This is a genomic window from Sphingobacterium populi (assembly GCF_001586775.1).
GTDB lineage: Bacteria > Bacteroidota > Bacteroidia > Sphingobacteriales > Sphingobacteriaceae > Sphingobacterium > Sphingobacterium populi.
Genome location: NZ_LQXS01000001.1, coordinates 212,694 through 237,971, shown reverse-complemented (window position 1 = coordinate 237,971; position 25,278 = coordinate 212,694). Strand labels below are relative to the sequence as shown.

Annotated in this window: 15 protein-coding genes; 4 read left to right on the top strand and 11 right to left on the bottom strand. The window is 41.2% G+C overall.

Annotation, left to right across the window (positions count from 1 at the left end; translation table 11 throughout):
- Window positions 1–10: 10 nt before the first annotated feature.
- The 4 genes from A0125_RS00905 (at window position 11) to A0125_RS00895 (ending at window position 4,735) form a co-directional block, all read left to right on the top strand.
- Entirely contained in the window at window positions 11–1,594 is a 1,584-nt protein-coding gene (locus A0125_RS00905; RefSeq protein ID WP_231863068.1) for an FtsX-like permease family protein, read from the top strand.
- 3 nt (window positions 1,595–1,597) lie between these two features.
- Window positions 1,598–1,759 carry a hypothetical protein gene (locus A0125_RS15980; protein WP_231863067.1) on the top strand — a complete coding sequence of 54 codons (162 nt, stop codon included), beginning with the start codon at window positions 1,598–1,600 and terminating at the stop codon, window positions 1,757–1,759.
- A gap of 340 nt (window positions 1,760–2,099) precedes the next feature.
- Window positions 2,100–3,125, top strand: a complete 1,026-nt coding sequence (locus A0125_RS00900) for a GntR family transcriptional regulator (RefSeq protein ID WP_066750677.1) — start codon at window positions 2,100–2,102, stop codon at window positions 3,123–3,125.
- 8 nt (window positions 3,126–3,133) lie between these two features.
- On the top strand, window positions 3,134–4,735 hold the full coding sequence (locus tag A0125_RS00895) for a solute:sodium symporter family transporter (protein ID WP_066750675.1): 1,602 nt from the start codon (window positions 3,134–3,136) through the stop codon (window positions 4,733–4,735).
- Window positions 4,736–4,758: 23 nt separating this feature from the next.
- On the opposite strand, the gene A0125_RS00890 is transcribed toward A0125_RS00895, so the two are convergent.
- The 11 genes from A0125_RS00890 to A0125_RS00840 form a co-directional block, all read right to left on the bottom strand.
- Window positions 4,759–6,723, bottom strand: coding sequence for a sialate O-acetylesterase (locus A0125_RS00890; RefSeq protein ID WP_066750671.1), 1,965 nt, complete (start codon window positions 6,721–6,723; stop codon window positions 4,759–4,761).
- Window positions 6,724–6,729: 6 nt separating this feature from the next.
- A complete protein-coding gene (locus A0125_RS00885) occupies window positions 6,730–8,928 on the bottom strand; it encodes an alpha-galactosidase (RefSeq protein WP_066750668.1) in 2,199 nt (732 codons plus the stop codon).
- A 45-nt stretch (window positions 8,929–8,973) separates the two neighbouring features.
- Window positions 8,974–10,986 carry an alpha-amylase family protein gene (locus tag A0125_RS00880; protein WP_066750665.1) on the bottom strand — a complete coding sequence of 671 codons (2,013 nt, stop codon included), beginning with the start codon at window positions 10,984–10,986 and terminating at the stop codon, window positions 8,974–8,976.
- Window positions 10,987–11,069: 83 nt separating this feature from the next.
- Window positions 11,070–12,707 carry a glycosyl hydrolase family 95 catalytic domain-containing protein gene (locus tag A0125_RS00875; protein WP_066750662.1) on the bottom strand — a complete coding sequence of 546 codons (1,638 nt, stop codon included), beginning with the start codon at window positions 12,705–12,707 and terminating at the stop codon, window positions 11,070–11,072.
- Window positions 12,653–13,297, bottom strand: coding sequence for a glycoside hydrolase N-terminal domain-containing protein (locus A0125_RS00870; RefSeq protein ID WP_197464711.1), 645 nt, complete (start codon window positions 13,295–13,297; stop codon window positions 12,653–12,655). Before A0125_RS00870 ends, A0125_RS00875 begins: the two co-directional genes overlap by 55 nt.
- A gap of 58 nt (window positions 13,298–13,355) precedes the next feature.
- Window positions 13,356–14,957: a RagB/SusD family nutrient uptake outer membrane protein gene (locus tag A0125_RS00865; RefSeq protein WP_082784829.1), complete on the bottom strand. Its 1,602-nt coding sequence runs from the start codon at window positions 14,955–14,957 to the stop codon at window positions 13,356–13,358.
- Window positions 14,958–15,011: 54 nt separating this feature from the next.
- A complete protein-coding gene (locus tag A0125_RS00860) occupies window positions 15,012–18,098 on the bottom strand; it encodes a SusC/RagA family TonB-linked outer membrane protein (protein WP_066750653.1) in 3,087 nt (1,028 codons plus the stop codon).
- Between the two features lie 355 nt (window positions 18,099–18,453).
- On the bottom strand, window positions 18,454–20,799 hold the full coding sequence (locus A0125_RS00855; RefSeq protein ID WP_066750650.1) for a glycoside hydrolase family 95 protein: 2,346 nt from the start codon (window positions 20,797–20,799) through the stop codon (window positions 18,454–18,456).
- Window positions 20,800–20,876: 77 nt separating this feature from the next.
- Window positions 20,877–22,088, bottom strand: a complete 1,212-nt coding sequence (locus A0125_RS00850) for a DUF4998 domain-containing protein (protein ID WP_066750640.1) — start codon at window positions 22,086–22,088, stop codon at window positions 20,877–20,879.
- A gap of 20 nt (window positions 22,089–22,108) precedes the next feature.
- Window positions 22,109–23,332 carry a DUF5000 domain-containing lipoprotein gene (locus A0125_RS00845; RefSeq protein ID WP_066750639.1) on the bottom strand — a complete coding sequence of 408 codons (1,224 nt, stop codon included), beginning with the start codon at window positions 23,330–23,332 and terminating at the stop codon, window positions 22,109–22,111.
- Window positions 23,333–23,345: 13 nt separating this feature from the next.
- On the bottom strand, window positions 23,346–25,259 hold the full coding sequence (locus tag A0125_RS00840) for a RagB/SusD family nutrient uptake outer membrane protein (protein ID WP_066752626.1): 1,914 nt from the start codon (window positions 25,257–25,259) through the stop codon (window positions 23,346–23,348).
- Between the last annotated feature and the right edge of the window lie 19 nt (window positions 25,260–25,278).

Here is a 25,278-nt window from a genome sequence, read left to right as displayed (position 1 = left end):
TTGGTCTTACATGAAACGCCTGGGCCGTGCTGATGATCTGTGGAGTAACAACTCGGTCTTCACCTACGTGCAGCTTACTCCGCAAGCCACGCTAGCACAGGCAAACCAGAACATAAAACAGGTTTCGATAAAGCATGGAGGTACGAAAAATGAAATTTTCCTTCACTCCTTTCCAGACTGGTGGCTGTATTCCAAATTCGAAAATGGCCAACTGGCTGGTGGACGCATCGAAATGGTAGAGCTCTTTACTATTATCGCCGTATTCATTCTTTTGATTGCCTGCATTAATTTTATGAATCTTTCTACGGCACGATCCGAGAAGCGTGCTAAGGAGGTAGGTGTCCGGAAAGTAGTTGGTGCACCTCGTTACGTTCTTATTGCACAGTTTCTTACCGAATCCATCATCTTGGCATCACTAGCCGGCATACTTTCTATTGGCATTGTGCTCTTGTGCCTTCCTGCTTTCAGTAAATTGATTGGTAGCTCGCTCGCAGTCGATTTTGGCAGTCCTTCGTTGTGGCTTTATTTGCTCGGCATCATTTTATTTACCGGCATATTGGCTGGCTCTTACCCCGCTTTTTTCCTTTCAGGTTTTCAGCCTTTGAAAGTACTAAAGAGCAACTTCGCAAACTTCAATCACGCAATTAATCCGCGTAAGGCATTAGTCGTCATACAATTTACGATTGCGATTATCCTGATGATATCTACCTTGGTAATCAGACAGCAAATAGAACATGCGCAAAATCGTTTAAATGGGTACGATAAAAACAACCTTATCTACGTATTTCTTTCGGGTGATATCACTAAAAACTTCCCTCTTATAAAGAACGAATTAATCAACGAAGATGTAGCTATATCGATCACACGTAGCCTATCCCCGGTGACGAGTATTTGGAGTAATGGAATGATTGATTGGGAAGGGAAAACATCGGATGACACGCATACTTTTGATAGCCTCAATATTGATGAAGGTGCGGTGAACACACTGGGGCTAGAATTAATAGAAGGAAGAGATCTAGATTTATTAAAATTCCCGACTGACTCCAACGCAGCTTTGATAACAGAATCTGCCCAACTAGCAATGGGTATGGAAGATCCTATTGGCAAAAACATACGTGACGAGGGTCAGAATTGGCATATCGTCGGGGTGGTGAAAGACGTCATTATGGGGTCTCCTTTTGAAAAAATTCGCCCTGTTGTGATGTACGGCGCCAGCAGTTGGTTTTCTGTGATGCATATCAAATTAAACGCTAACCTTCCGGCGCAGGCCGCGGTAGAGAAAACAAAGCAGATTTTCAAAAAATATAATCCAAACGAGCCTTTTTATAATTTCATCGACGAAGAGTATAACGCCAAATTTACGGATACGCACAGGCTCGGTAAGATTGCAGGCCTCTTTACCTTTCTTACTATTTTTATTTCATGCCTTGGTCTATTCGGCTTGGCGGCCTATATGGCAGAAAATCGCAGACAGGAGATTGGTGTGCGCAAAGTGTTGGGGGCATCAGTATTTTCTTTAGTCAACTTATTAAATAGAGAATTTATCATATTAGTTGCGATTGCGTGCTTATTGGCTTTTCCCATAGCATACTAGGCTATGGGGAGCTGGCTCATGCAGTTTACGTACCATACCGACTTACACTGGTGGATCTTTGCTGCCGTCGGATTTGGTGTAGTCGCGATATCATTATTTACAGTTAGTTCTCAAGCCATTAGGGCAGCGCTGGCAAATCCTACAAATAGTTTGCGTGAAGAATAAGTGAACAGCCAAAAATAGTGAGCTTATTAGAATGACAATGCTTAAGTTATCGATGATTTTATCAAGTGTTTTTTAAAAATAATAACAAAATTGACGTTCATTCTGAGTAAATCGAATATCAACTCAGAATGGAATTCCAGATGAGATAATTGTGTACTATACAAATTTGGAAATACCTAAATTTTCAATTTGCGAAGAAATTAGATTCAAAGTTTTATATTAGTTAAATGCTAAAATGACGTTTGGAAACACCCAGTTTCCGAAGAAGAAACCATGTTATTTTTTGAAACTGGTGCTCATGTCGGAATAGGCAGATACACAAAAACAACGACATCAATTTATGACAGAAGATAGTACGATATTTCATGAAATTAAGCAGTTATCGCTACTTGCTCACTATTCAAAACGAGAGCAAATTGTACAAGGTGTTATAAATTCATTAGAAAAAAAAATCATCAATATAGGCGATGCTATGCCATCAGTTAATCAAATGATTAACAATCTAGGCTTCGCAAGACAGACAATAGTCGACGCGTATAAAGAACTCAAAGAAAGCGGAATTTTAGAGTCTAAAAACCGATTGGGTTATTTTGTCATTTCTGATTCAAGCAATCAACCATTAAAAGTATGTCTAATAATCTATGCATTTGATACTTTTCAGGAGACTTTTTACGAAAATTTCAGAAAAAGTTTAGGAGACCAAGTTACAGTTGACCTATTTTTCCATCACAATAACTATGATGTTTTTCAACAAACTGTTAACAAAGTCAATTCCAAATACGGTGTATATGTGATCGCTCCTATCGAAGGCCCCGAAACTGCCGGTTTATTAGAACAACTACCTGCAAAAAAAACATTAATAGTTGATCGCTTCGTCAAGCTAAATCCATCATATTCTTACATTGTACAGGAGTTTAGCGATTCATCTTACCAAGCTTTTGTCAGCCTACTGGATGAAATTCGCAAGTTCGATGAATTTATATTCTTTTTTAAGCATTTTTCTGCCGAACCCAATGATGTCCTTAACTCTTTCCAAAAATTCATTAAAGACTACAAAATCAACGGTACGATCAAGAATTACTACGAACAAGGTAGTATAGAAAAACATAAGGTCTATTTCACCATACATAATCTTGAATTATGGGAAATGCTCAAAGATGTGAAGGAAAAGAACCTTAAACTGGGTCAAGATTTAGGCATCTTGTCTCATAATGACGATAACATAAAGGAGATTATTTTTGACGGAATAACGACCTTTTCTATCGATTTCGCCGAAATGGGTAAGTTGGCAGCTGAGTTTGTCAAAAATCGGCGCCCGATCAAATACATCATGCCGACAAAATTATTTAAACGAAACTCGCTTTAACTTTCATAATGTCTATCGTTTCAGCAATAAGTTTTGTTGTTTTTATCTTTTTGGGCTTAGGCCTAACGATTTTTTTTGCTAAAAAGAAGAAAGGAAGCCTAACGGTTTCGGGTTTTTTCTTGGCTAATCGATCAAATGGATTTATTTTAATAGGCGCGTCTCTGTACTTGAGTAACCTAAGTGCCAATCAGTTAATTGGTGAAAACGAATCCGTTTATATCAATAATATGTCTGTTATAGGATGGGGCATATCCTCCGTTTTTGCCATGTTGGTGGTTGCTGAATACATTGTTCCTATTTATCTAAAATCTGGTATCAATACCATACCAGATTTTTTGGAAAAGCGATACGATAGCAGTACAAAAAACTTGGTATCTCTTGTATTTCTCTTCGGATATTTATTCAATTTACTTCCGACAACACTTTATGGCGGAGCAATCGCCCTAGACAGCCTTTTCGACGTTTCCAATTTTTTAGAGATCAATCATTGGCAAAGTATCTGGTTGTTGATCTGGATTATCGGCTTATTTGGCGCTATTTTTACGATTCTAGGTGGATTCAAGGCGATCACGATATCAGACACTGTACTTAGTATTGGATTGTTGATTTTAATTATTGCTATACCCTATTTTGGCCTCAAACACCTAGGCAATAACTCCTTATATGACGGACTCAAAACCGTATTGACACACAAAAAGCATCACCTAAATGCCATCGGAGGACCCAACGATGCCGTTCCTTTTGCGACCTTATTTACAGGAATGATCCTTGCTAACCTATACTATTGGGGAATGGAACAATATATTGTCCAGCAGATTATTGCCGGGAAAAGCCTCGCTGAAAGCCAAAAAGGTATTGCGTTAGCTTGTTTCTTGAAATTGCTAAGTCCATTATTAATTAATATCCCTGGGTTGATCGCAATAAACGCCATCTTGGATTTACCTAGCACGGCCACTGTATTTCCGGCATTAGCCAAAGAAGTGTTGCCAGCAACTATGATTGGGCTAACGACAGCAGTATTGCTGGGAGCTGCCATCAATTCTTTTAATGTTGGCCTAAATGGAGCTAGTTCCCTGTTTATTTTTAACATATACAAACCGATTTTCGCAAAAAACCATGGCCATGAAGCGTCTGATAATAGAATGATTAGGACGGGAAAGCTGTTTCAGATTGGAATATCTCTTTTTGCGATGACGATCGCTCCATTTATCATTTATAGTGAGAAAGGGTTTTATTTCTATATCCAACAAATTAGCGGAATTTTCAGTATTCCGATATTTACCATCATATTCTTAGGATTTTTCAGAACGAGAATCCCGCCAATTGCGGCCAAAGTGGGTATTGTCTTCTATATTATTTGCTACAGTCTTACCCAGTTTGTTTTCCCAATACAGCTTCATTTTCTCCACATCATGGCGATTCTGTTTGTCGTTACGGCAATGCTGATGTTTGCCATCGGACATTTTTATCCCATGAACCAACATTTTAAGCTCACACTGGAGAATAAAGTTGCAACTGTTCCTTGGAGCAATCGTTGGTGGTATTACGCGTTATTACTGGTTTTAATGCTTGCTGTGTTTTGGATATTTTCACCATTGGGGGTTGCTTAACATAAAGCAACTCATAATTTCTCCTATCGCGTTGTGCTATCTCGCCAATCATCCGTTTTAAATGGCGACGCTGGTAGCCCTTCCGCATTATACAACGACAAATCCGGATTATTTGCCCAACCATATCGCACCGCCACTGGCTTCGCTACATTTTTTGATTTTACAATTACAACATTTCCTTTAATTCTGCCCTCAGCCCAATAAAAGATCTGATCCTCCCCAGCAATGGAAAACCCTGCCAATACCTGGTCACGGTTGTTACTCACTAATTTTGATCCGTTAGGTTTGAATTTCAAATGAATTTCATCTCCTCGGATACGGTAAGAAAGTAATTCTGGTCCGCCAGAAATCACCTGTTGCTTGTACTGATTTTTTAAAGCCAATAGCGCCAAACGCCTTCCAACCTCTTGCTTATTTTTTGGGTGTATATCATCTGCATCTCCTATATCTGCAATGACAGCCATATCTGTATTAGGTAAAGCCAAAGCATCCTTTTGTGCGTCGCGAAGTTCTGCCCAAGCGGACTCACGGGTTTCGCTTTCCCTTTTCATATAATTCGCCAATTGTACGTAATAAAATGGAAATTCTCCTAGCTTCCATTTCTTGCGCCAATCATTGATCATGGCTGGAAACAGTGTACGGTATTGATTGGCCCGCTCCACGTTGCTTTCTCCCTGATACCAGATTACGCCACGAATGTTAAAGGGTATAAACGGATGTATCATAGCATTGTACAACACTGTGGCACGGTTTGGACCTTCATTTGGCGAAGGCATAGGAGGTAATTTTGACAGGTCCAAACCTATATTGTATTTCCATTCAGAAGCTAAGGATATACGCTCCTTATTAGGACCCAGCACATATAATTCTTCAGGATTTCCATATATTCCTCCGCCGCCACCGCCATCAAATACCCTAACAGCAATACTTACTTCTTGTGTTTGTACGTGAGATGCAGGTATTTTATAAATTCTATTTTGGTTGTAGCCTTGTGTTTCTCCAACCAAGCTACCATTCCAATATGTCATATCATCATCATCAATCATTCCTAGATGGAGCTCTATCTTTTGACCTATCCAATGCATAGGCAACTGAATTTTCTTTCTGAAATAAACGATACCATCAAATCCAGGCAATATTTCTGTGTCCCACATATTAGGCAGTTGCATCTTAGGCCAGTCACCATCATTTACTTCCGGTGCGAGCCATCCCAGAGTGCCGTTTGGTCGCCCTTGATCGTTTTGCATTAGCAATTGATTCCAGATTGCCATCTCCTGCTCAAAAATATGCTTGCTTTCCACGTTTCCTAATCGTTGCAATGCAGAGTGGAAATCTGGAATTTCCGTTAAAGCTTCTCGACTTGTCCAAGCCTCGGCCACCGTACCTCCCCAAGAAGTATGTATCAAGCCGATCGGAATGCCCGTCTTGCTGTATATTTCCCGAGCAAAAAAATAGGCTGTCGCCGAAAAAGCATCAATCGTCTCGGGCGATACAGCTACCCATCCGTTATTTTCAACGGTAGCATCGTAAAGTGGAAAATCACTCGTTCGCTGTTTAACCTGTAAGAATCTGATATCAGGAAAATCGGCATTTGCAATTTCTTGAGCGTAGTTTTCGATCTTTCCCCAGCCTGCTAATGGCATTTCCATATTGGATTGTCCGGAGCACAGCCAGACCTCGCCAATTAGAATATTGCTTAATATAAGTTGTTCCTGATCATCTATTCGAATCTCGTAAGGACCACCATAAGAGGGCGTATTGACCGATGCTTCCCAATTGCCGTCTGCTTGTATCTGTGCTACATACTGCTGATTGTTCCACGAAGTATATATCGTAACTAACCCCTGATTGGATGAAGTTCCCCAAATTTTAACTTTACTGTTTTGTTGCAGCACCATATTATCACTAAATACGGAGGGCAGCGACACAGCTGCTCGCGACAACGAAGCTATTAATAGTAAAGCGGCAATAAATAGTATCTTTTTCATTATCTGCTAATTAACTACTTCGATTTTTAAAACCACACTTTTACGATCTGTATTTAAATCAGGATTAAAACCTACTTGCATCAAGAATTCGCCAGAATATTCCTGTGCTCCTACCAAAGACGACATAGTTTCTGGGTATAGGTTAATCTCCTGTATTGTATATTTCCTATTTGCCTCGAGCCCTTTGAGGCGAACTGGGAAGGCAGTCCCCTGATTATATCTATTATTCACCAAATAATTAAAAATTATGCCAGAGGATCGATCGTTATCCATATACTGAATTGCAGCAAAGTTTCCTTCTCGAGGGTCTGCCAAACGATATTGATCTCCATACCAAATGGTATTTTTTACTTGGTCATATAGTGCTACCGCTTGCTGAGAAAATAGAAGATCCTTTTCATCCAGATGACTGATGACAATGTCGAATCCTAATTTGCCCATCATGGCTACATCTGTTTTGAATTTTAGGGATTGCTTTCCCCAGTCCGTCACATGGTTAGATGTACTGATCGATGGATAAAAATAAGAATATTCGTATTGCATAAAGATGCGTTCTAAAGGATCCGTATTATCTGATGGCCAAAACTCCGTAAAGTATTTTAGAGCGGCATAATCAACCCGGCCACCACCACCAGAGCACAGCATCATTGGCACCTTCGGGTATTTTGCGCGAATACGTTCCAGCACCTTGTACAAACCCCTCATGTATGCTATGTAAAAGTGTTCTTGTTGTTCTAAATACGAAGAATATGCGTTGTAAATAATAGAGTTACAGTCCCACTTGATATAAGCTATTTCGGGATTTGTGGTAAAAAGATCATCGAGCACACCGAATACAAAATCTTGAACAGCAGGATTAGAAAGGTCTAATACCAGCTGATTTCTAAAATAGTGTTCATCTCGTCTCGGTTGTTTTATGACCCACTCTGGGTGTTTCTCATAGAGCTCAGATTTCGGGCTAACCATTTCTGGCTCCACCCATATACCAAACTTAACACCCACATCAGAAGCTTCTTTGATGAGCGAAGCAATACCGTTGGGCAACTTAGTTTTGTTTTCTTGCCAATCACCGAGCCCAGTATGGTCATCGTTACGTGGATATTTATTAGCAAACCAGCCATCGTCCAATAAGAACAAGTCTACCCCTAACTTTTTAGTATCGCTAAGCAAGCCCTTCAGCTTTTGTTCGTTGAAATCGAAGTAAGTGGCTTCCCAATTATTTAACAATGTCAGTCGATCACCCTGTCCATCTAGTATTTTATAATTTCGTGCCCAGTCATGCATGTTTCGCGATGCCTTGCCTTTTCCTTGATTGGATAGTGTGAAACTAAACGTTGGTGTGGTGAATTTTTCTTTTGGTTTTAACGTATAGGCAGAAGCGTAGTTGTTTATACCTGCAATGATACGCAGGTTATTGAGATAATCTAGCTCCAGATCAATCTTGAAATTACCGCTGTATTCCAGTGTACCAAACAGCACTTCGCCAGTATCTTCAGCAGCAGGCTTATCCAGAGAAATCATAAAAGAGGATGGTTGAAATAAATTGGCGCGTGTCCCTAATTTACTGTCTATGGTCTTTATTCCATGTGTAATTCTAGAATCTTCAGGTTGCATTTCCATTGCCCAATCTCCATGGTATTGCCTTAGCCAATAAGACGGTGCCTTCAGTGTTAGGTTTGCTGAAGCAAATTTATGTAAGATTACGTTGCCTTTTTCATTATGTTCTATTGTTGCCCACTGCTCCATCATATCTTGTTTAAAATAAGACTTGTAGTATAATGTAACTGAAAGATCATATATAGGATCTTTCAATATAAGCTCTAGTATCGAAACGTTATCATCTACTTTATTGATCCGATGTGCCACATACCTCAGATCTAGAGATTGGTTACCATCTGCATGGACCACACTAATAGCTGGTTCTAAGATGTTTTTTGAGCCTGAGGGTGTGTAAACGGAGTTGGAAAGTCCAGTGTAGTCGTCGGTTTGCCGATACGCTGAAGGCACCATAGCATACTCCAATTGATTGCTCATTTTTTTTCCAAAGTATCCTACGGTAACATATCCAGCAGAATCTTTAAAGAGTACCAAAGCATTTGATTGAGTTTCGATTGGAATTACTACCGGCTGTGCGTACAGAGCATGTATTGATGTCAGGAATGTGGAGGCAACAACGAAAAGAACTTTATGGACAATAGCATTCATGTAAATAGTATAATTTTGGTTAACGTATAATTTAGATTAGTTCGGCTAGTATTTCTGTATTGAAAAAAGTTTAGCACTTTTTGCGCGCATATGTACGCTGCCAAAAGGTATTCTAGCACCATCCTCTAGGTCGATGAATTGATAGTGTGCTTGGTCGTCAAGGTTTATCTGATCTGCAGATAGAACCATATCTTGATCTGAATCATCGTAGTTTAGTAGTGCGATAAAGCTATTTTCCGGCATATGTTTAACAAAAATTCTTGACGCGTATTCGTTTGTTTCGACTGGCAGGAACGACTTTCCATCGTCGATCACAGTCCATATCGCATCGTTTCCAAAAAGCTTACGGGTAGTTTCATGCCATTTCCCAACTTGAGAAAAATCATCTCCCAAAACCACGCTACCGGTAATTAAAGAAGAATAAAAACGGGCAATATTTTCTGTATCGGAAGCGTCTTTAAACACCACATGATCCCCATCCATAAAATCGTAAAGATGAGTTTGCCACCAACCATAAGTAAGCGAATTGAGCGTGTATCGAGTATCTTTGATAGATGCAAATGCGTCGCATGCGATACGGCGTACATGTACATATGGAGCAGTGGCTATATTAGGTGATATGGCGGCATAAACTAGCATTTGACCATCCAATTGCTTTATGAGATATTCCATACCGACCGCATATGCTTGCATTCCGGTTTTTATTTTCGGATCAGCAAACTGTGTCGACTCTATCGCAGCATGTCCCAGAAAATCAATCTTGATCATTTCAAAACCACACTCCTTAAGTTTGGAAATAACTAATGCGAGGCGTTGTTGCGTTCCAGGATGAGTCGGGTCCAATGCCCTTGCATCATCCATATCATGATAGCCGTCCGCTACTTTCGTCCAAATATCAGCATATGTGTACGTAGAGTTTTCAACCCGACGATCGTGACCATTTCTAAATCCCCAGTCTACGAATGGCGCCCAATATGCTCCCGGTTTTAAACCTTTGGATTTTACATAATCCGCAAACTTCTTGAGTTCAGTATAATCACCTTCTAATCCCCCCTTTAACAATTTATCCCAATAGGAATCTAGATCGACGTAGATCGACTGACCTGTGGGGAGGTCAGGAACATCATCTGCCAGAAAATCTGTCACCTTGATAAGTTTGTCGAAACTGATATCTTGTTGCATGACGCCCCAACTGTTCCAAGCAACGGGAGTAGCATCCTTCCATTCATGCACGCTCCTTTTTTGAAGCGCTTTGGTATGAGCGGCGTAGGTATCCATGCCTATTCTCCAATCCGAAAATTGACCAATCAACACCTTAGCGGATTGAATATGCTGCCCTTCCAATGAGCCATGAGGCATATTGTCTCTAGTTACATCTTTGGCTGTAAAACCGACGATAGCCCTAATCTTAACCGTTTTATCTTGATTTTTAGACGTTTGTATGCCAGTTTTCCAAATACCTTGCTCGATGGAGCCAAAGATAAAGCCATGCCGGTTTTGCTCATGATACAACGCGCCGACTTCGGCGCTGTATAATTCATCAAAGTCATCGATGGATTTACTTTCATAGCTGATGAAGGCATCATTGTCGAATGGCGAAAAAAGGGATCTAAGTGCATCCGTACTAGTTGTAATAAGGTTGCCCTCCACCGGAATAAACTGATTCGAAACTAAGCCTTTGCTTTTGTCGTAGATTTCTACTTCCAGCACCAAATAATTCTGATCGGAATAGACGTAAAACGTCTGTTTAAAATCTGGAAAACCTTTGCGCGTGGAGGTGAAGATATGCTTCTTCCCTACGCCATAGTGATCTTCAAAGGTAGATACGCTATATTTGCGGTCTTCGTACTGCTTAGAATTTAAGATTTCGTCCCCATTCTTTGCCGTAGAAAATCCATCTTGTAACCATACTTTTCCTTGAGAACTGATCTTAAAGGTTCCAGTTTTTAAATCATAATCTACCTTCTCGTCCTTCCCGAAGATTATTTCTATTGCATTAGCTTTGCTAAAAGCTAGTATACAGCACAATAACGTGATCAATAGGTGTCTAATTTTCATATTCAAATCGTTTTTGATGTTCTAAAACATATATCTAATTCTTTCACTGGCTGAATGAGGCCAAGTGAAATCTACTCAATAGCTTAAAGGCGCTGGGTGGCAATGTCTTTGAATTCACCATTTACTTTTACTCTAACCATTTTTTCGGCGTCGGAAAATAACTTATACGATACTACTTCACCGTTTCGCCATTTCATATCTACTGTTATATTTCCCCTGGCTCGAAGTCCTGAAACCTCTCCTTCGGCTTCCCACTCCTCAGGAATCGCAGGAAGCAAATCGATAAATCCTTCTTGGCTTTGGATTAACATTTCGGCCACACCCGCAGCGTAGCCAAGATTTCCATCTATCTGAAAGGGCGGATGCGCACACAACAGATTTTCATAAACACCACCTCCGCCATCATAATCAATACCTTCGCTATCGACGAGTTTAATAAAGTTGCGGAGTATTTTGTAAGCATGATTGCCGTCTTGCAATCGTGCCCAAAAGTTCATTTTCCAAGCCATGGACCAACCCGTTGATTCGTCACCACGAGCAGAAAGACTTACGCGTGCTGCTTCGGCCAGTTCGGGCGTATTATTAATAGAAATCTGCCGTCCTGGATGCAGGGCAAAAAGATGTGATACGTGCCGATGCGTGTTTTCTGGATCGTCCCGATCAGTCTCCCATTCCTGTAATTGCCCCCAGCGACCAATTTGAGGCTTCAGCAGCTTATCGCGCAGCTTTGCGATATCGTTTCGGTATGCTATGTCAATCTGCAGCGAATCGCATGCTTCTACATAATTGGTGAACAAATCGTAGATAATCTGTTGGTCGTGGCTGACGCCATCTTCTCTAGGTCCATGCTCTGGAGACCAACCATTTGGTGCGACCACCGTACCGTCATCTCGGCGTTTGAGTTGGTCATCCCAAAACTCGCATACTTCTTTTAAAATAGGATACGCAAATTTTTTGAGGTAATGCTTGTCTTGATTATAGGCGTAATGTTCCCACAAAGCTTGTGCGAACCAAGCGCTTCCGGGAGTATTCCAATGAAAACTTTCCCCACCAAAAATATTGTTTTCTGTACGTACCGTCCACCCTCTCACACCGGGGAATTCTTGCTGCGTGTGTTCCTTTTTCACCGCTCGAATGGATTGAATATAATCCAAATAAGGACGATGACATGTTGCTAAATTGGTAGATTCTGCTAGCCAATAGTTCATCTGTACATTGATATTGGAATGATAATCCGAACGCCAAGGTGGGTTATTGCTATTATTCCACAACCCTTGAAGATTTGCTGGAAGCCCTCCCTCTCGTGACGAACTAATTAATAGGTAGCGACCGTATTGTACTAATAAGGTTTCGATTTCGCTAGCGTATTTCTTGCTATATAGCGCAACACGCTTTTTAGTAGGTAACCGAACCGATTTACTGCGCTTCCCTATTTTTAATTTGAACCTGTTGAATAGACTTTGGTAATCGGCGATATGCCGTTCCTTGAGTTCGTTGCTGGTAAGTTTAGTAGCTTGGTTGAGTTGTTCTTGTATTTTCTGAAGTGGATCCCCAGATCGCCAATGCTCACTCCGCAGGTTGCTATAATTGGTAGCCGCAGCTAATAGAATACGAAAAGAGTTTACATTTTCTAATCGCATTTGTGGTTTGCTATCTTCGCCAGTTTCTATGAATAATCTGCCGCCGTCGTGCTCAATCTGTGCTGCAGCTGCATAAGACATCTTATTTTGCAACGATCCAAAAAATATAGCTGTGCTCCGTCTGCCTGCACAGCTCCATCGTGCGCATCTGCTAACTGAATAACTGCGGAGTAGGCTCCCTTCTTTTTTGCTTTATATTCCAATACTATAACTTGATCAGGTCTGCTAGCAAAATATGTTCTGGAAAAAGAAGACTTTCTTGTTACAAATTTGGTATTGTGCAAGGCCGAATTCAGATCTAATGTGCGCGAATAACTTTCTGCTTCCGGAGACTCTATTCCTTCGAAATCAATCAATAAATCACCGAAGGCCTGATAAGCACCTGTTTCCTGTTCGTCGCCTGTCCACAAGCTATTTTCGTTGAACTGGATATGCTCTTTATCTACACCACCGAAGATCATAGCGCCTATACGTCCATTTCCGATAGGATAAGCCTGCGTCATCCAATCTTGTGCTGGCTCGTCGTCCCAAATCATCAAGTTTTCTGATTTTTGGGCGACTAACGACACGCTCCAACATCCAAAAAACAACAGTAGGAGGATTCGTCGGCTTGCTGTCTGCATACATCGGTTTCCGCTGTTCGCTGCGGCGCTCCATTTTCTTTTTCTCATACGCTGATTATCAAGCAGTAAATACATTGTTCTTAACTCGCTCTTCATTGTTGTACACTTAATATCCAGGGTTTTGATCGGCATCGGTCAAATTTGGGTTTTGACGAAGCTCGTCTAATGGGATTGGCCAAAGCAATCGAAAATTTTCAATGCTTACTGCAGGATTTATTCGCTCTTGCTTATACATGCCACTCACCCATCTATTTCGTTTTTCCACATAATTTTTGAGTAAACCTGTTCTCATTAAATCTAATTTTCGCCATCCTTCAAAGCACAGTTCACGCATTCGCTCATCCATCAGGTTTGCCGTAAACTCCGCCTCTCCCATATCCGTAGACCAGCGCATTGTTCCCGGTAGGGTTCCACCAAAAGCTCGAGTACGGACGATGTCATTAATCAATGTTATGCCTTCGTTCTGTCTGCCTATGTGGTACAAACATTCTGCATAGCAAAGAACGACATCACTAAACCTTATAAAAGGCACATTTTTTCCACTGTAATAAGTGCTCAATCCTTGTTCAAGAATTCGAGGATCTTCAAACTTTTTAATGTGTGGGTCTAATTCGTCTCCCCAGATATAACCTGACATGGACGGTGTTTGGCCATTCCAAGTAAAATCATATCGTATGCTTTCCTCTCTGCGCACGTCACCTTCTTCCCACAAACCTCCTTCCGATACCATTTCGTAGGCGTATTCGGTGGGCATAATCCCGTCAAAACCAGCAAATAAAGCTGTGGCTTCCACTGGTGTCATATTGGTCACTGCACGAGATCCCATATCCCATTGTATTGAGCTTTGGTCGCCACTTACATTCGAAAATTGGAAGGCATAAACCATTTCTCTCTGGTGCTGAGCGGAGCTCTCACTATTCGCATCAAATATGACAGAATAAGTAGGTGCACCTGTACCTCCATAATATGGGTTGTTATATACTTTCTCAAACTGTGCCGCAGCTTTTTCATAATCGCGAAAACCGGATTCCTCGGCTGCGTACAGGTAAAGTTTTCCTAACATCGCTTGTGCCAAGGGCTTTGTAGCTCGACGTAAATCTTGGTAACTTGCATCTGCGGGATCGGGCAAGTACTTCTCCGCTTTGACAAAATCTGCTTCAATCATTTTGTATACTACATCTAGCGGTTGTCTACTACTATTCGACTCACCCAAACCTTCCATACCGCTCAGGGGAATGGCACCGAACATTTGCACCAATTCAAAATAATTGACGCCACGGAGAAAACAAGCTTCGGCCAATCTCAAATTGAACTCATCGCTATTGGTACTTTCTGTCTGCGACAAGGAGGTAATTGCATTAGCAGCTCTTGATGCTACCTCATGACGGTTTCTCCAGATTCCTAAAGCGATTCCGTTGGTACTGTTCATGCCTTCTTGGTACATATCCAGTCCTCGCTTTGCATTATCGTCTCGCCATTGATTTCCTCCGATATTAGCTTCATCGGTTCCCATGTACATGCCGATACGATCTCGATGACCATCTCGCCAAGCTTTATACAAACCCAACATATAGGCATCTAGGTTCTCCGCGTTCTCAAAAATTGCTTCATCAGGTATCTTAGATTCTGGCGCCACGTCCAGAAATTTGCTGCAAGACGCAAAGAGTGTCATTGCCGCGATTAATATAAATAGTATAGTCGTTTTCATGAGGTTTTCGTTTTGTCTTAAAAAATTTGAATCGCCTGCAAAGTAAATATCAGATTAGAATGATACATTGAGTCCAAAGGTAAAACTCTTCGCTAGCGGAAACCCTTCGCCTGATTCTGGATCATATCCTTTATAAGGAGTGATCAGAAATAAATTATTGGCCGATGTAAATACACTTAGATTTTCTAAAACAGGGTTAATACTTGCCTGAGAGAAATTATAGCGTAAGGTGAGCGCGGCCAAGCGCAGAAATGAGGCATTCATCAATCCCCAATTGGTAGAACCATATCCGAAACGGTTATATCTATTACCTCGATATGCTCTTGGAATATTGGTATCTGTGTTTTCTGGTGTCCATCGATCGAGCTGGTCCTCATGAGCAGGACCGGCCGTAGCATTGCCGTCCATCATCCTTTCGTACTTCCAATCAAATTTCTTGGCTCCATACGAATACACAAATGCAGCATCTAAAGAAAGTCCTTTGTATCGTAAGTTTGTTGTGAATCCACCATAAAATCTTGGGTCGGCTTTGCCAACAATTGTCATATCATCTTCTGGAGTAATCTTGCCATCGCCATTGAGGTCTTTGGGCAAGATATCTCCCGGACGTACGATGTAATCATTATAAAAAGTCATGTTCTCAACACGTCCCATATCCGATTGCTGCGCAATCTTCTCGGCAGAAAAGGAATAATAAGTATTTAGAGACTCTCCGACAAATAAGTTACCGTCTCTAGACATAATATTGCCGCCATTCCATAGTACATCAACTCCATCAAGTAGTTGCCTTACTTTGTTACGATCGTGCGCAATATTTCCAGCAATACGCCATTGAAAATCTGAGGTTGATACCAGTAAAGCATTAAAATTAAACTCAATTCCTTTATTATCTAGTTTTGCCACGTTAGCAATTTGGTAATTGTAACCAAATGAAGGCCATAAAGACATTCTCATTAGAAGATCTCTATTGCTCATGGCAAACACTTCGCCCGTAATGGATAACCTATTATTCCAAAAACTTGCGTCTATCCCGACATTCCATTGCTGTTGCTTCTCCCACCTGAGATCTCGATTTCCAAACCTACTATCTTCGGGCACGAAACCTACAGAACCTAATGAATAACTAGGCGAGTATACAGTCATAAAGGAATAATCTGGAATATTTTGATTACCTACCAATCCAAAACCTGCCCGCAATTTCAATTGATTGACCCAACTTGCATTTTCCATGAAGCTTTCTCTGTCTATATTCCATGCGCCAGAAACGGATGGGAATGTCCCCCATTTGTTTCCATTTCCAAATTTTGAACTACCATCGCGTCGTACGGTGGCCGTTAATAAATATCGATCATCATAGGTGTAATTCATCCGCGCGATGGCGGCAAACAAGTTGTGCGTTCTGTAATCAGAACCGATGTTATTCAAATTCCTGTTACTGGCCAACCCCATATTATTTGATCCTAAAAAATCTGTTGGAAAATTGTATCCATTCATATTGATGGAGTTACCACGGGTACTAGATAACATGCTACTCAATAGACCAAAAAAGCGGTGTTTTCCGATCGTTTTTTCATAATTGATCGAATTATCCCATTGCCAATATTCCTTGAGCCCTCGCCACTGTGACCCTTGTCCATTGTAGCCTTCACGCATCGATTGACCGACGTAACTAGGTACATAACGACTATCTTCCTTATTGTAAATATCCGCTGAAAGCGTCGTACGTATAAATAAATTCTCGATGGGATTCGCTTCCACAAAATTTGCGGTCAAAACACGATTATGCAATTCCCGACTGTCGATATCCTGCGAAAGTATTGGATTGTAACTTCCCATTTGTGGAACGCCTTGAAAATACATGTAGAGCCTGTCTGTATCTATCTCTTGCATGGGATTTCCCATTAATGCCGCCTCATATGCGCTGCCATCGAGCCTATCTTTCACGGCTCTGGATATAGATGTATTGGTACCCACTTTTAACCAAGGCTTAATCCGCCGCTCGTAGTTAAACCGTCCGCCAATACGTTCGTAATTAGATTTAACGAGCACACCAGCATTATCGGAGTACGTAAATCCTAGAAAATAGTTCGATTCTTCATCGGCACCAGAAAAGTTTAAAGCATGATTTTGTTCCAGACCAGTACGTACGACCTCACCCAACCAATCTGAAGTGATATTATTTTGACCATTTCTTAACTCTTCGGCATCAAAGATGGCATTAGATCGGTCGGCTCTCGTTAAAACCTCCTCTATGTACTGTTGCCGATCCGCATTAGGGTTTTCGTCCATATAAGCATTGGCAAATGCATCAATTCGTAAGTCGTACATCTGACGCGAATCCAGCGTCTTCAATCGCCTCTGGTAGTTGCTTACCGTGGCAAAACCACTATAGTTCACTTTACCAGCTCCAGTTTTCCCCTTTTTCGTCGTGATGACTACGACACCATTAGAAGCTTTAGAACCATACAATGCTGTGGATGAAGCATCTTTTAGTACCTCAATCGATGCAATATCATCTGGGTTTACCATCCGCAATCCCTCTTCGGCAATGATACCATCAATCACGTAAACCGGATTCGTACCGTATGAAATAGAATTTGTACCACGCACTTTAATCGTTATATCTTCTCCCGGTGCCGCGTTTGACCTAGAGATATACAACCCCGGTACTTTACCTTGCATAGCGGTAGTGAGGTCTGTGGTTGGCACTTCTTTTAATTGCTCCGCTGATATAGTACCTATTGCTCCTGTAAGATCGCTTTTTCTCATTCTTGTGCCAACAATAACGATATCATCCAGTTCAAAACCTTCCGGTTCGAGGCTAATATTCAATGTACTACCATTTACAGCTAGTTCTTGAGTACGGTATCCCAATGAAGAAAAAATCAAGACGCCATCTTCAGGAATATCAACTGAAAATTGGCCAAGTCGGTCACTAGTTGTTCCGACCGAACTGCCTTTTAAAAGAATAGATACATTGGCTAGTGCATGTTGGGTTTGACTATCTTTAACGAAACCAGTAACTGTGCGTTGCTGTGCAGCGGCCACGCCAAGATTCGAAAGAAAAACTAGCCAAACGCCAATCAAATACGAATAACTAAATTGTTTTGGCCTACAGGTGAAAAAATAATTCATCATCATGTTTTACATAGTTTATAATCTGGTCCTAGCTATTGGGAATAAGACTAGGTTAAGAAAAAAGCAACACATCTGTTCTACTCTATTCTATTATGACAAATATATTTTTTTTATGAGCAATACAAAGAATATTTTATTGTAATATTCTTAGCGACAAAAAACTCATGTAAAACGGTTGTAGAAAACATCGAAACCGAGCATCATACTACATCAAATGATGAAAACTAAAAGACATCATGATTATCGTGCAATTGATAGCTTAGTAAGGAGAACTAAAATCTCTCCATACAGCTATCAATTGCCATATATTAAATAGTTATCGGATGTGTGAAAGATGGGACTCGTTAATTGGGTCTTGTCATATTTTTTCCGATTGAACACTTTTCAGCGTGTTATTGACTTTCACGGTCAGTGTATTTTTTTCAGGTGAAAATAATTTAAAATTTGTCACTTGACCATTCCTCCATGTCATGTCAACAGTTATATTGCCTTTCGCTTTAAGGCCTTTTACAGAACCATACGACTTCCATGCCTCTGGTATCGCAGGTAGCAAGTGGATGTAATCGTCATGGCTCTGTAGCACCATTTCCGCAATTCCAGCTGAAGCTCCAAAGTTTCCATCTATTTGAAAAGGAGGCCCAGCACTGAGTAAGTTATAATACACTCCACCTCCGGCTCCATAATTGATATCTGTTCTGGTGGTAGGCTTCAAAATTTCCTTCAACAACTTAAAAGCACGGTCGCCATCTAAAAGCCGTGCCCAAAATAGCTGTTTGTAGGCAATTGCCCAGCTTGGGCCATCGTCTCCGCGTACTTCTAAACTTTTCTTCGCAGCTTCTGCTAGTGCAGGTGTTTTATTAGGAGTGATTAAAGATGCTGGATATAGGCCATACAGATGCGAGATGTGTCGGTGTTGCGGATCTACTTCTTTGTAATCTTCCAACCATTCCTGTATACGGCCATCTTTGCTGATTATTCCTGGAGGCGGGAGCTGCTTAAGCTTGCTCGCTAAAACGGCTGTAAATTTCTTATCGACCCCCAACTTATTTGCTGCAGTGATGACATTGGTGAACAGCTCTCTGACAATCTGATTATCGATAGTCGGGCCCATGGATATACTTGCTTGATTTCCGTTGGGAAGATAGAATGAATTTTCAGGAGATACAGATGGAGAAGTGACCAGCCAACCGTTGTTTGGCTCTTTGATTAGCGCATCGTTATAAAATTCTGCCGAACCCTTTAATACAGGATATATATCCCGAAGATATTCCTCATCTAATGTATACTCATAGTGAGACCATAAATTGTTGCATAGCCAGCCAGACCCCGCATTGGATGCACCCCAATTGGCACTTTCGCCAGGTTCCGTAAAACCCCACACATTTGTTATCACGTGGGCGATCCAACCATTAGCATCGTAATACGCTTTGGCGGTACGTTGCCCAGGAATCACGAGCCCTTTCACCAGCTCGGCAAGAGGTAAATTAAGTTCTGCCAAATTACCCACTCCTAGTGCCCAGTGATTCATTTGAACATTTACGTCCAAGTGATAATCACCATTCCAAGGTGTATTTATCTCGTGCGCCCATAGTCCCTGCAAATTAGGTGGTAATAACCCAGGACGTGTGCTACTGATACTCAGATATCGAGCATATTGAAAGAATAATGCAGGCAGTGAAACGTCGTCCGAAGGGTTACTGTAGAAATTATCTAGTCGCTGTTTTGTCGTCCACTCTTTCTCCTTTCCGCTGCCTAAATCGAATTTGACGCGAGAAAATAAGCCTGAATAGTGATTGATATGGTTATCACGCTGCACCTTGTAGGCTTTTTTGACTGCTCTATTCAGCTCTTGCTTCATTATCGTCTTAAAATCAGCAGCGCGAAAGTCCGTACCTGCTGCTATGTAAATCGTAGCCTCCGAAGCTCCCTTTACCACAATACTGTCTTTGTTTGAAAGTAAAGTTCCTCCTTTTGGTATCACTCGAACGCGAGCAGCGTACCGCATCCCTTGACCATCAATGCCGTTATCCAACTGTCCGGACATTTCTAAATCCCCGTCCACTAAGTTGTTCTCAAACCTTTCTTGACGATCAAGAGCTATCTTAAAGTTCAATTTTCCCGCCCTGTCAGCCGTCAATTTGATAATTTGTACATCATCGTCGAAACTGGAGAAATATTCCTTTTGAAAATGGGTATTCCCTAATGTATACGAAGTATGTGCTATAGCTTCGTGCAGATTTAGGGTTCGTAGGTAGTTTTTATACTTGTGTCCGCTATTTTCAGGTCCATAATCAAATGCGATGTTTAGCTTTCCCATAGTCTGAAATTTCCCCCACTTGGCACCACCCGACCCAGGGCCCAAACAAACAAAGTTGCTATTGACTAAATCCTGCGCTTGATCATTTTTCCCCTGTAAAATAAGTTCTCTTATTCGTGGGAGACTTTTATGGGCATCATAATTATTGGCATCTTGCTTAGTTCCGGACCAGAGGGTGATATCATTGAGTACAATATCTTCTGAGAATGGATCTCCGCTTGGCGTCATACCTAGCCGACCATTGCCCAAGGGAAGACATTCTTCCCAAACAGTCGCAGGTTCATGATACCTCAATTCTAGATCGCCTTGACCAAGGGCATCGCCCATGCTAAATGTGTATACAATTGTCGTCAAGCTATAAAGGGTAAAATGTCTTTTTCTTCTCATCAATTAAATGCTGTATTTAGTATATATATGGCAAGTCTGCTTGTTTTAGCATATGGTTTCGTCCAAAGAACCACCATTTATTCTTTGTTCCAGAAAGTAATCTCGCTCATATTACTATTCCTTGATTCGTTATTGGAAGTTCTTTTGATTCTGATCCGTATATATCTTACCGCCGGTGGATTTTCAATAATATTAAACATCATGGGCGATACGCCATCGTCGGTTCTTACAGCATCGCAAAGTAGAGTCCAGCCCTTTTGCTCTGCTTCTGCTTTCCAGCCCGATTCGTTGGGTCTTAATTGCGTTTCGGCATTATCGATGTTATCAATTCCCCAAACCTCAAATTCTACTGGATTATGGCAACAGTTTCTGCCAATCTCCTCAAATTTGGAAAGGTTTGTATATACTTTTCCCATATCAAACGTAATGGTGTGCGGAATTGGCACATTATCTTGGCTATGGTATATGTCTGGATATCCTTCTGGCTCTCGCTTACCACTCCACAGGTTTCTAAGAGGACTCTCTCCCAATGTGTATACATCATGTTCCAATCTGACCTCTCGGAAAAGACTTTTATCACATTCAATGTCTTGGTACACATGAGAAGGAAAGGTACTGAAATTCAAAACCGCAAAGGTATCCAGAGAATTTCTCTGCGGCATGTAAAAAGATTTATAGCTTATTTCTGTTCCAAGCTTATAGTCGGGCACGGCGACTGTTCGTTGATCAGCACCAATTTTTATGGTTGCGTTATCCCCGGATTTTTTCTGATAACTTATTAAAGTATATACATTAATCGTATCTGGAGCTAGGAAATTTAAGATAGTTGACTCCTCGCTATATGAGACAAATGGTCTTTCGATATTGACTTGCCTGTTTAGCAAGCTACGGGTATATACTGTACCATAAACTTTCACATTGTTCGCATTAAACGGAATTGATTTATTCCCTTTATTATCGAAAGACTGTATTGTGAAGCTATAGGAATATTCGTTAAGCCCGTTAATAAGTGCCCTTAATGTATCTTGATTGGGCTGTGCTTTAACAACTACGGAATCCTTTTTGTCATTCCAGTATACAACATACCTGTCAATGGTTGCGTCAGTACTTGCCTTCCATACTAACTCTGTACGTAAGTTGCCAGGCCGGTAGGAAACATTTTCTACACTTCCGGTATAAATGATCTCATTTTGAGCCAAGAACTCACGAAAATCAGTATCCAACTTTGCGCAACCTACAAGTAATAATAGAATGGCTAACACAAAAGGTCTAAAAACACTATTTTTCATATTATATAGTATATATAGGGTTAATTATTGAGCGATCCGTACAGGGAAAGTTCTATGACGTGCGCCGAGCTTCCACCAGACCATGTTTCCGCAATGGATAGCCTAAGATAACGTACAGCAGGAGCGTTTAATGGCACATCAAAGCTTACACCAGATCTAACGAATGCCTCGTCTGCAGCATTAGATTGTCGGGGTGACGCGCCAGATGGTGGATCTGGAAAGCGATAGTTTCCTAAATTTATCCAATCGCCAATCTGCGCCCCCTCCTCGGCAACAAGCGGTAACTGTATATCTCGCGGTTGTGCCGACGAGGAGCCCCATAGTGAAAAAACTTTTGGATTTCCATGTCCATAAGCGTATTCTCCAGCCCTAGCCCACATGACAAAGCGACTAAGCTTATAGCGATTTCCTACATCAAAACTACAGACAAATGGTGGGCGAACTCCATCAACAGTATGCCAACCGTCGCCATCATTTCTTCCATCCCATAGATTAGGAAGAATCCAATTGTAGCCAATTGGCGAGTCGGTAGGAAGTTGATAAACCCGAAATTTACTTTTATCCAGCAACTCTTCATATAATGGAGTAATGTTGGCAATGGTAGTATCGGAAATATTGCCCCATTGATCTGTCACGTATACGCCAAACCTGCGTTCGCTGCTAGAGTAACCACGTACGGAATAGTCTATTGTTTCTTCTCTAGTAAACAATTGATCTTGAACTTCCATAACGCCAGTATTGTCGTCGAAAGCGACAAATATTAGCCCAATCTCTCGTTTTAAGGTATTCTGTGCCTTTACATTAACTCCTCCAAAATCTGAAGTCAACGTAATAGTAGGTGCCACTAGTTGATATACAGGCTTATTAGGATGAACAGTAACCGAAACTGGATCTGACATGATATTTGCACGAGATACGGCATATAGCGTTACTTCATGAGGCGTATCGGCGGCAAAACCATTTACAGTAATCGTGTCGGTATAGTAGCTAGATTTAGTTTCTCCTTCTACTTGATCATTAATCCGGTATTTTGCTAGTACATATAGTAAATTCGGAGATTTTGGAAGATCATAAATAATATGTGCTCCACCATTAAAATTTTCGACCCGGATATTGGTTACCTTTTCGGGTTTGGTAGTGTCTTGCGACACTACATCGTTAAAGCCATCCATTTCCTTACAGCCAAACATTGATAGACAGACTGGTAGAAGAAATAATAGCTTAATTGCATTTCTAGACATCATAGCTTGCTGTATTTTACCACAAAGGATTTTGAACCAAGTTGTTATTTACGATTAAATTATTGGCTTTGATTGGCCAGAGATAGTCTCGCTGATTGAATACTGGCGCAAACAGCAGTTGCGGTCTATAAAAATTACTCGCCTGCGATTCGTAGATATCCCAACCCTGCATCGGCCTACTCAATACTTCTTGCAATTCTTTCCAGCGCCTTAAATCCCAACCTACATTGCCCTCGAATGCCAATTCTATACGGCGCTCACGATGTATAATTTCTCGGAGGCCATCTTTTGTAGTAAATTTAGTTGGCTGTGTGGAATGATTTGTCCATGCTTCCTGAACAGATGGAAGACCGGCTCTGCTCCTCACGCGGTTTACATACTCTAGCACTTCAGCGTGCGGCTTACCGTTTTCATTCATCGCTTCGGCATACCAAAGGTAGAGTCCCGCTAACCGAATGATAGGAGATCGGTAAGGTTCCCAAGTCATCTGCCTTTCATAGACCGTTAGGTAATTCACTATTTTCTTTGGCCAGCATGCTGCAATATTGATCCGTATATCGTCTTTTGGCCCGGCAAAGGAAGCGCTACCTCTAGCTTGCACATATTGCGCATTTTCTGGGTCAAATGTTCCATTGCCGTACCAAACCCCTCCATCGAAGCCGATTGAGGAGTAAAACCTTGGTTCTCGATCAAAATGAGCATTTATGGTTTCGTATCCTTCATGGACGTAAAAACGATCTTTTGACTGCGAAGTCCTAATACTAAAGCGGTTTGAATAGTTCCACGTCCGGTCTTCATTGATCGGTAGGCCCTTATCGGTATAAAATAATTCTTGCTGTGAGATCGGAACAGCGTAAGTACCTTGTGCAATCAGATTGGTGGTAGAACCAGCGTTGAGACGAGGCATTCCAAACTCCTGTTGACCAAATCCAAATACGGGATTTATTGCCCATATAAGTTCGTTATTTAACTCCCATCTTTCTGTAATTGCAGTTTGTAACGTAAGCACCTGTCGTAGAGAATCAGGAAGATTGGATGGAATATTGGCAGGCGGCACAAAGGTGTGCAGGCGCAATCCCTGCTGCTCGCATAAGTTTATAGCAGCTAGGCATGCCTCTTCTGCTTTGACCCATTTGGACTGATCTACCTGTGTATTGAAGAGCATTTCTCCATCTTTCCCCGTGAAACCAGCATAATCAGCATTGCCATTGAATAACGGGCTTGCTGCCGTCATTAATACATCTGCTTTCACAGATAAGGCAATTACTCTGGTAATTCTCCCCAGCTCGGTCGTTTGGTTTGTAATGGTTAAGGGAAGGTTTGGAGTTGCCTCGTCGAGCAGGCCGACGATGTATTCTACAACCTGATCTACGGGCATTCTTTTGACCTTAACTGCATTTTCATCACTGCTAATTGGGAGATTGCTATCGGTGATGGGAATGGGACCATACATCCGCATAAGATAAAAATGGTAATATGCTTTGAGGAATTTTGCTTCCGCGATCCATCTTAACTTTTCACTTTCGGTTAAGTCGATCGGCTTATCCACGTTTTCAATCATGGTATTGCAATATCTGATAGCAGCGAAGAGAGCAAGTCCTTTTTCTTCTCCGTCCCAGTAATTTAGACCCGGATTATTTGCATTCTGCGTTCCGCGGATTATGTTAAATCCAAGTGCATCCATCCCCAAGTTATCGCGTAAATCATTTGGATAGACGATTTCGCCCGACGTGGTAAAACTAGGGTTGTGTTGCGGATACTGCATTCTCTGTAAAGTAGAGTAACAAGTAAAAAGGTATTTTTCTGCCTCATTTCTGTTGCGAAAAGCATAATCGATCGTCCCAACATTGTCAGGAATAACATCTAAGTAGTTGCATGAAGTGGCTAACATAACCACAAGTAGCATTCCTAAAAATCTGTATATTTTCATAATATGATCGTTGTACATT

Coding starts and splice junctions, on each gene's coding strand:
- A0125_RS00905 (WP_231863068.1), top strand. CDS start 11: ATGAAACGCCTGGGCCGTGCTGATGATCTGTGGAGTAACAACTCGGTC.
- A0125_RS15980 (WP_231863067.1), top strand. CDS start 1,598: ATGGGGAGCTGGCTCATGCAGTTTACGTACCATACCGACTTACACTGG.
- A0125_RS00900 (WP_066750677.1), top strand. CDS start 2,100: ATGACAGAAGATAGTACGATATTTCATGAAATTAAGCAGTTATCGCTA.
- A0125_RS00895 (WP_066750675.1), top strand. CDS start 3,134: ATGTCTATCGTTTCAGCAATAAGTTTTGTTGTTTTTATCTTTTTGGGC.
- A0125_RS00890 (WP_066750671.1), bottom strand. CDS start 6,723: ATGAAAAAGATACTATTTATTGCCGCTTTACTATTAATAGCTTCGTTG.
- A0125_RS00885 (WP_066750668.1), bottom strand. CDS start 8,928: ATGAATGCTATTGTCCATAAAGTTCTTTTCGTTGTTGCCTCCACATTC.
- A0125_RS00880 (WP_066750665.1), bottom strand. CDS start 10,986: ATGAAAATTAGACACCTATTGATCACGTTATTGTGCTGTATACTAGCT.
- A0125_RS00875 (WP_066750662.1), bottom strand. CDS start 12,707: ATGTCTTATGCAGCTGCAGCACAGATTGAGCACGACGGCGGCAGATTA.
- A0125_RS00870 (WP_197464711.1), bottom strand. CDS start 13,297: ATGAGAAAAAGAAAATGGAGCGCCGCAGCGAACAGCGGAAACCGATGT.
- A0125_RS00865 (WP_082784829.1), bottom strand. CDS start 14,957: ATGAAAACGACTATACTATTTATATTAATCGCGGCAATGACACTCTTT.
- A0125_RS00860 (WP_066750653.1), bottom strand. CDS start 18,098: ATGATGATGAATTATTTTTTCACCTGTAGGCCAAAACAATTTAGTTAT.
- A0125_RS00855 (WP_066750650.1), bottom strand. CDS start 20,799: ATGAGAAGAAAAAGACATTTTACCCTTTATAGCTTGACGACAATTGTA.
- A0125_RS00850 (WP_066750640.1), bottom strand. CDS start 22,088: ATGAAAAATAGTGTTTTTAGACCTTTTGTGTTAGCCATTCTATTATTA.
- A0125_RS00845 (WP_066750639.1), bottom strand. CDS start 23,332: ATGATGTCTAGAAATGCAATTAAGCTATTATTTCTTCTACCAGTCTGT.
- A0125_RS00840 (WP_066752626.1), bottom strand. CDS start 25,259: ATGAAAATATACAGATTTTTAGGAATGCTACTTGTGGTTATGTTAGCC.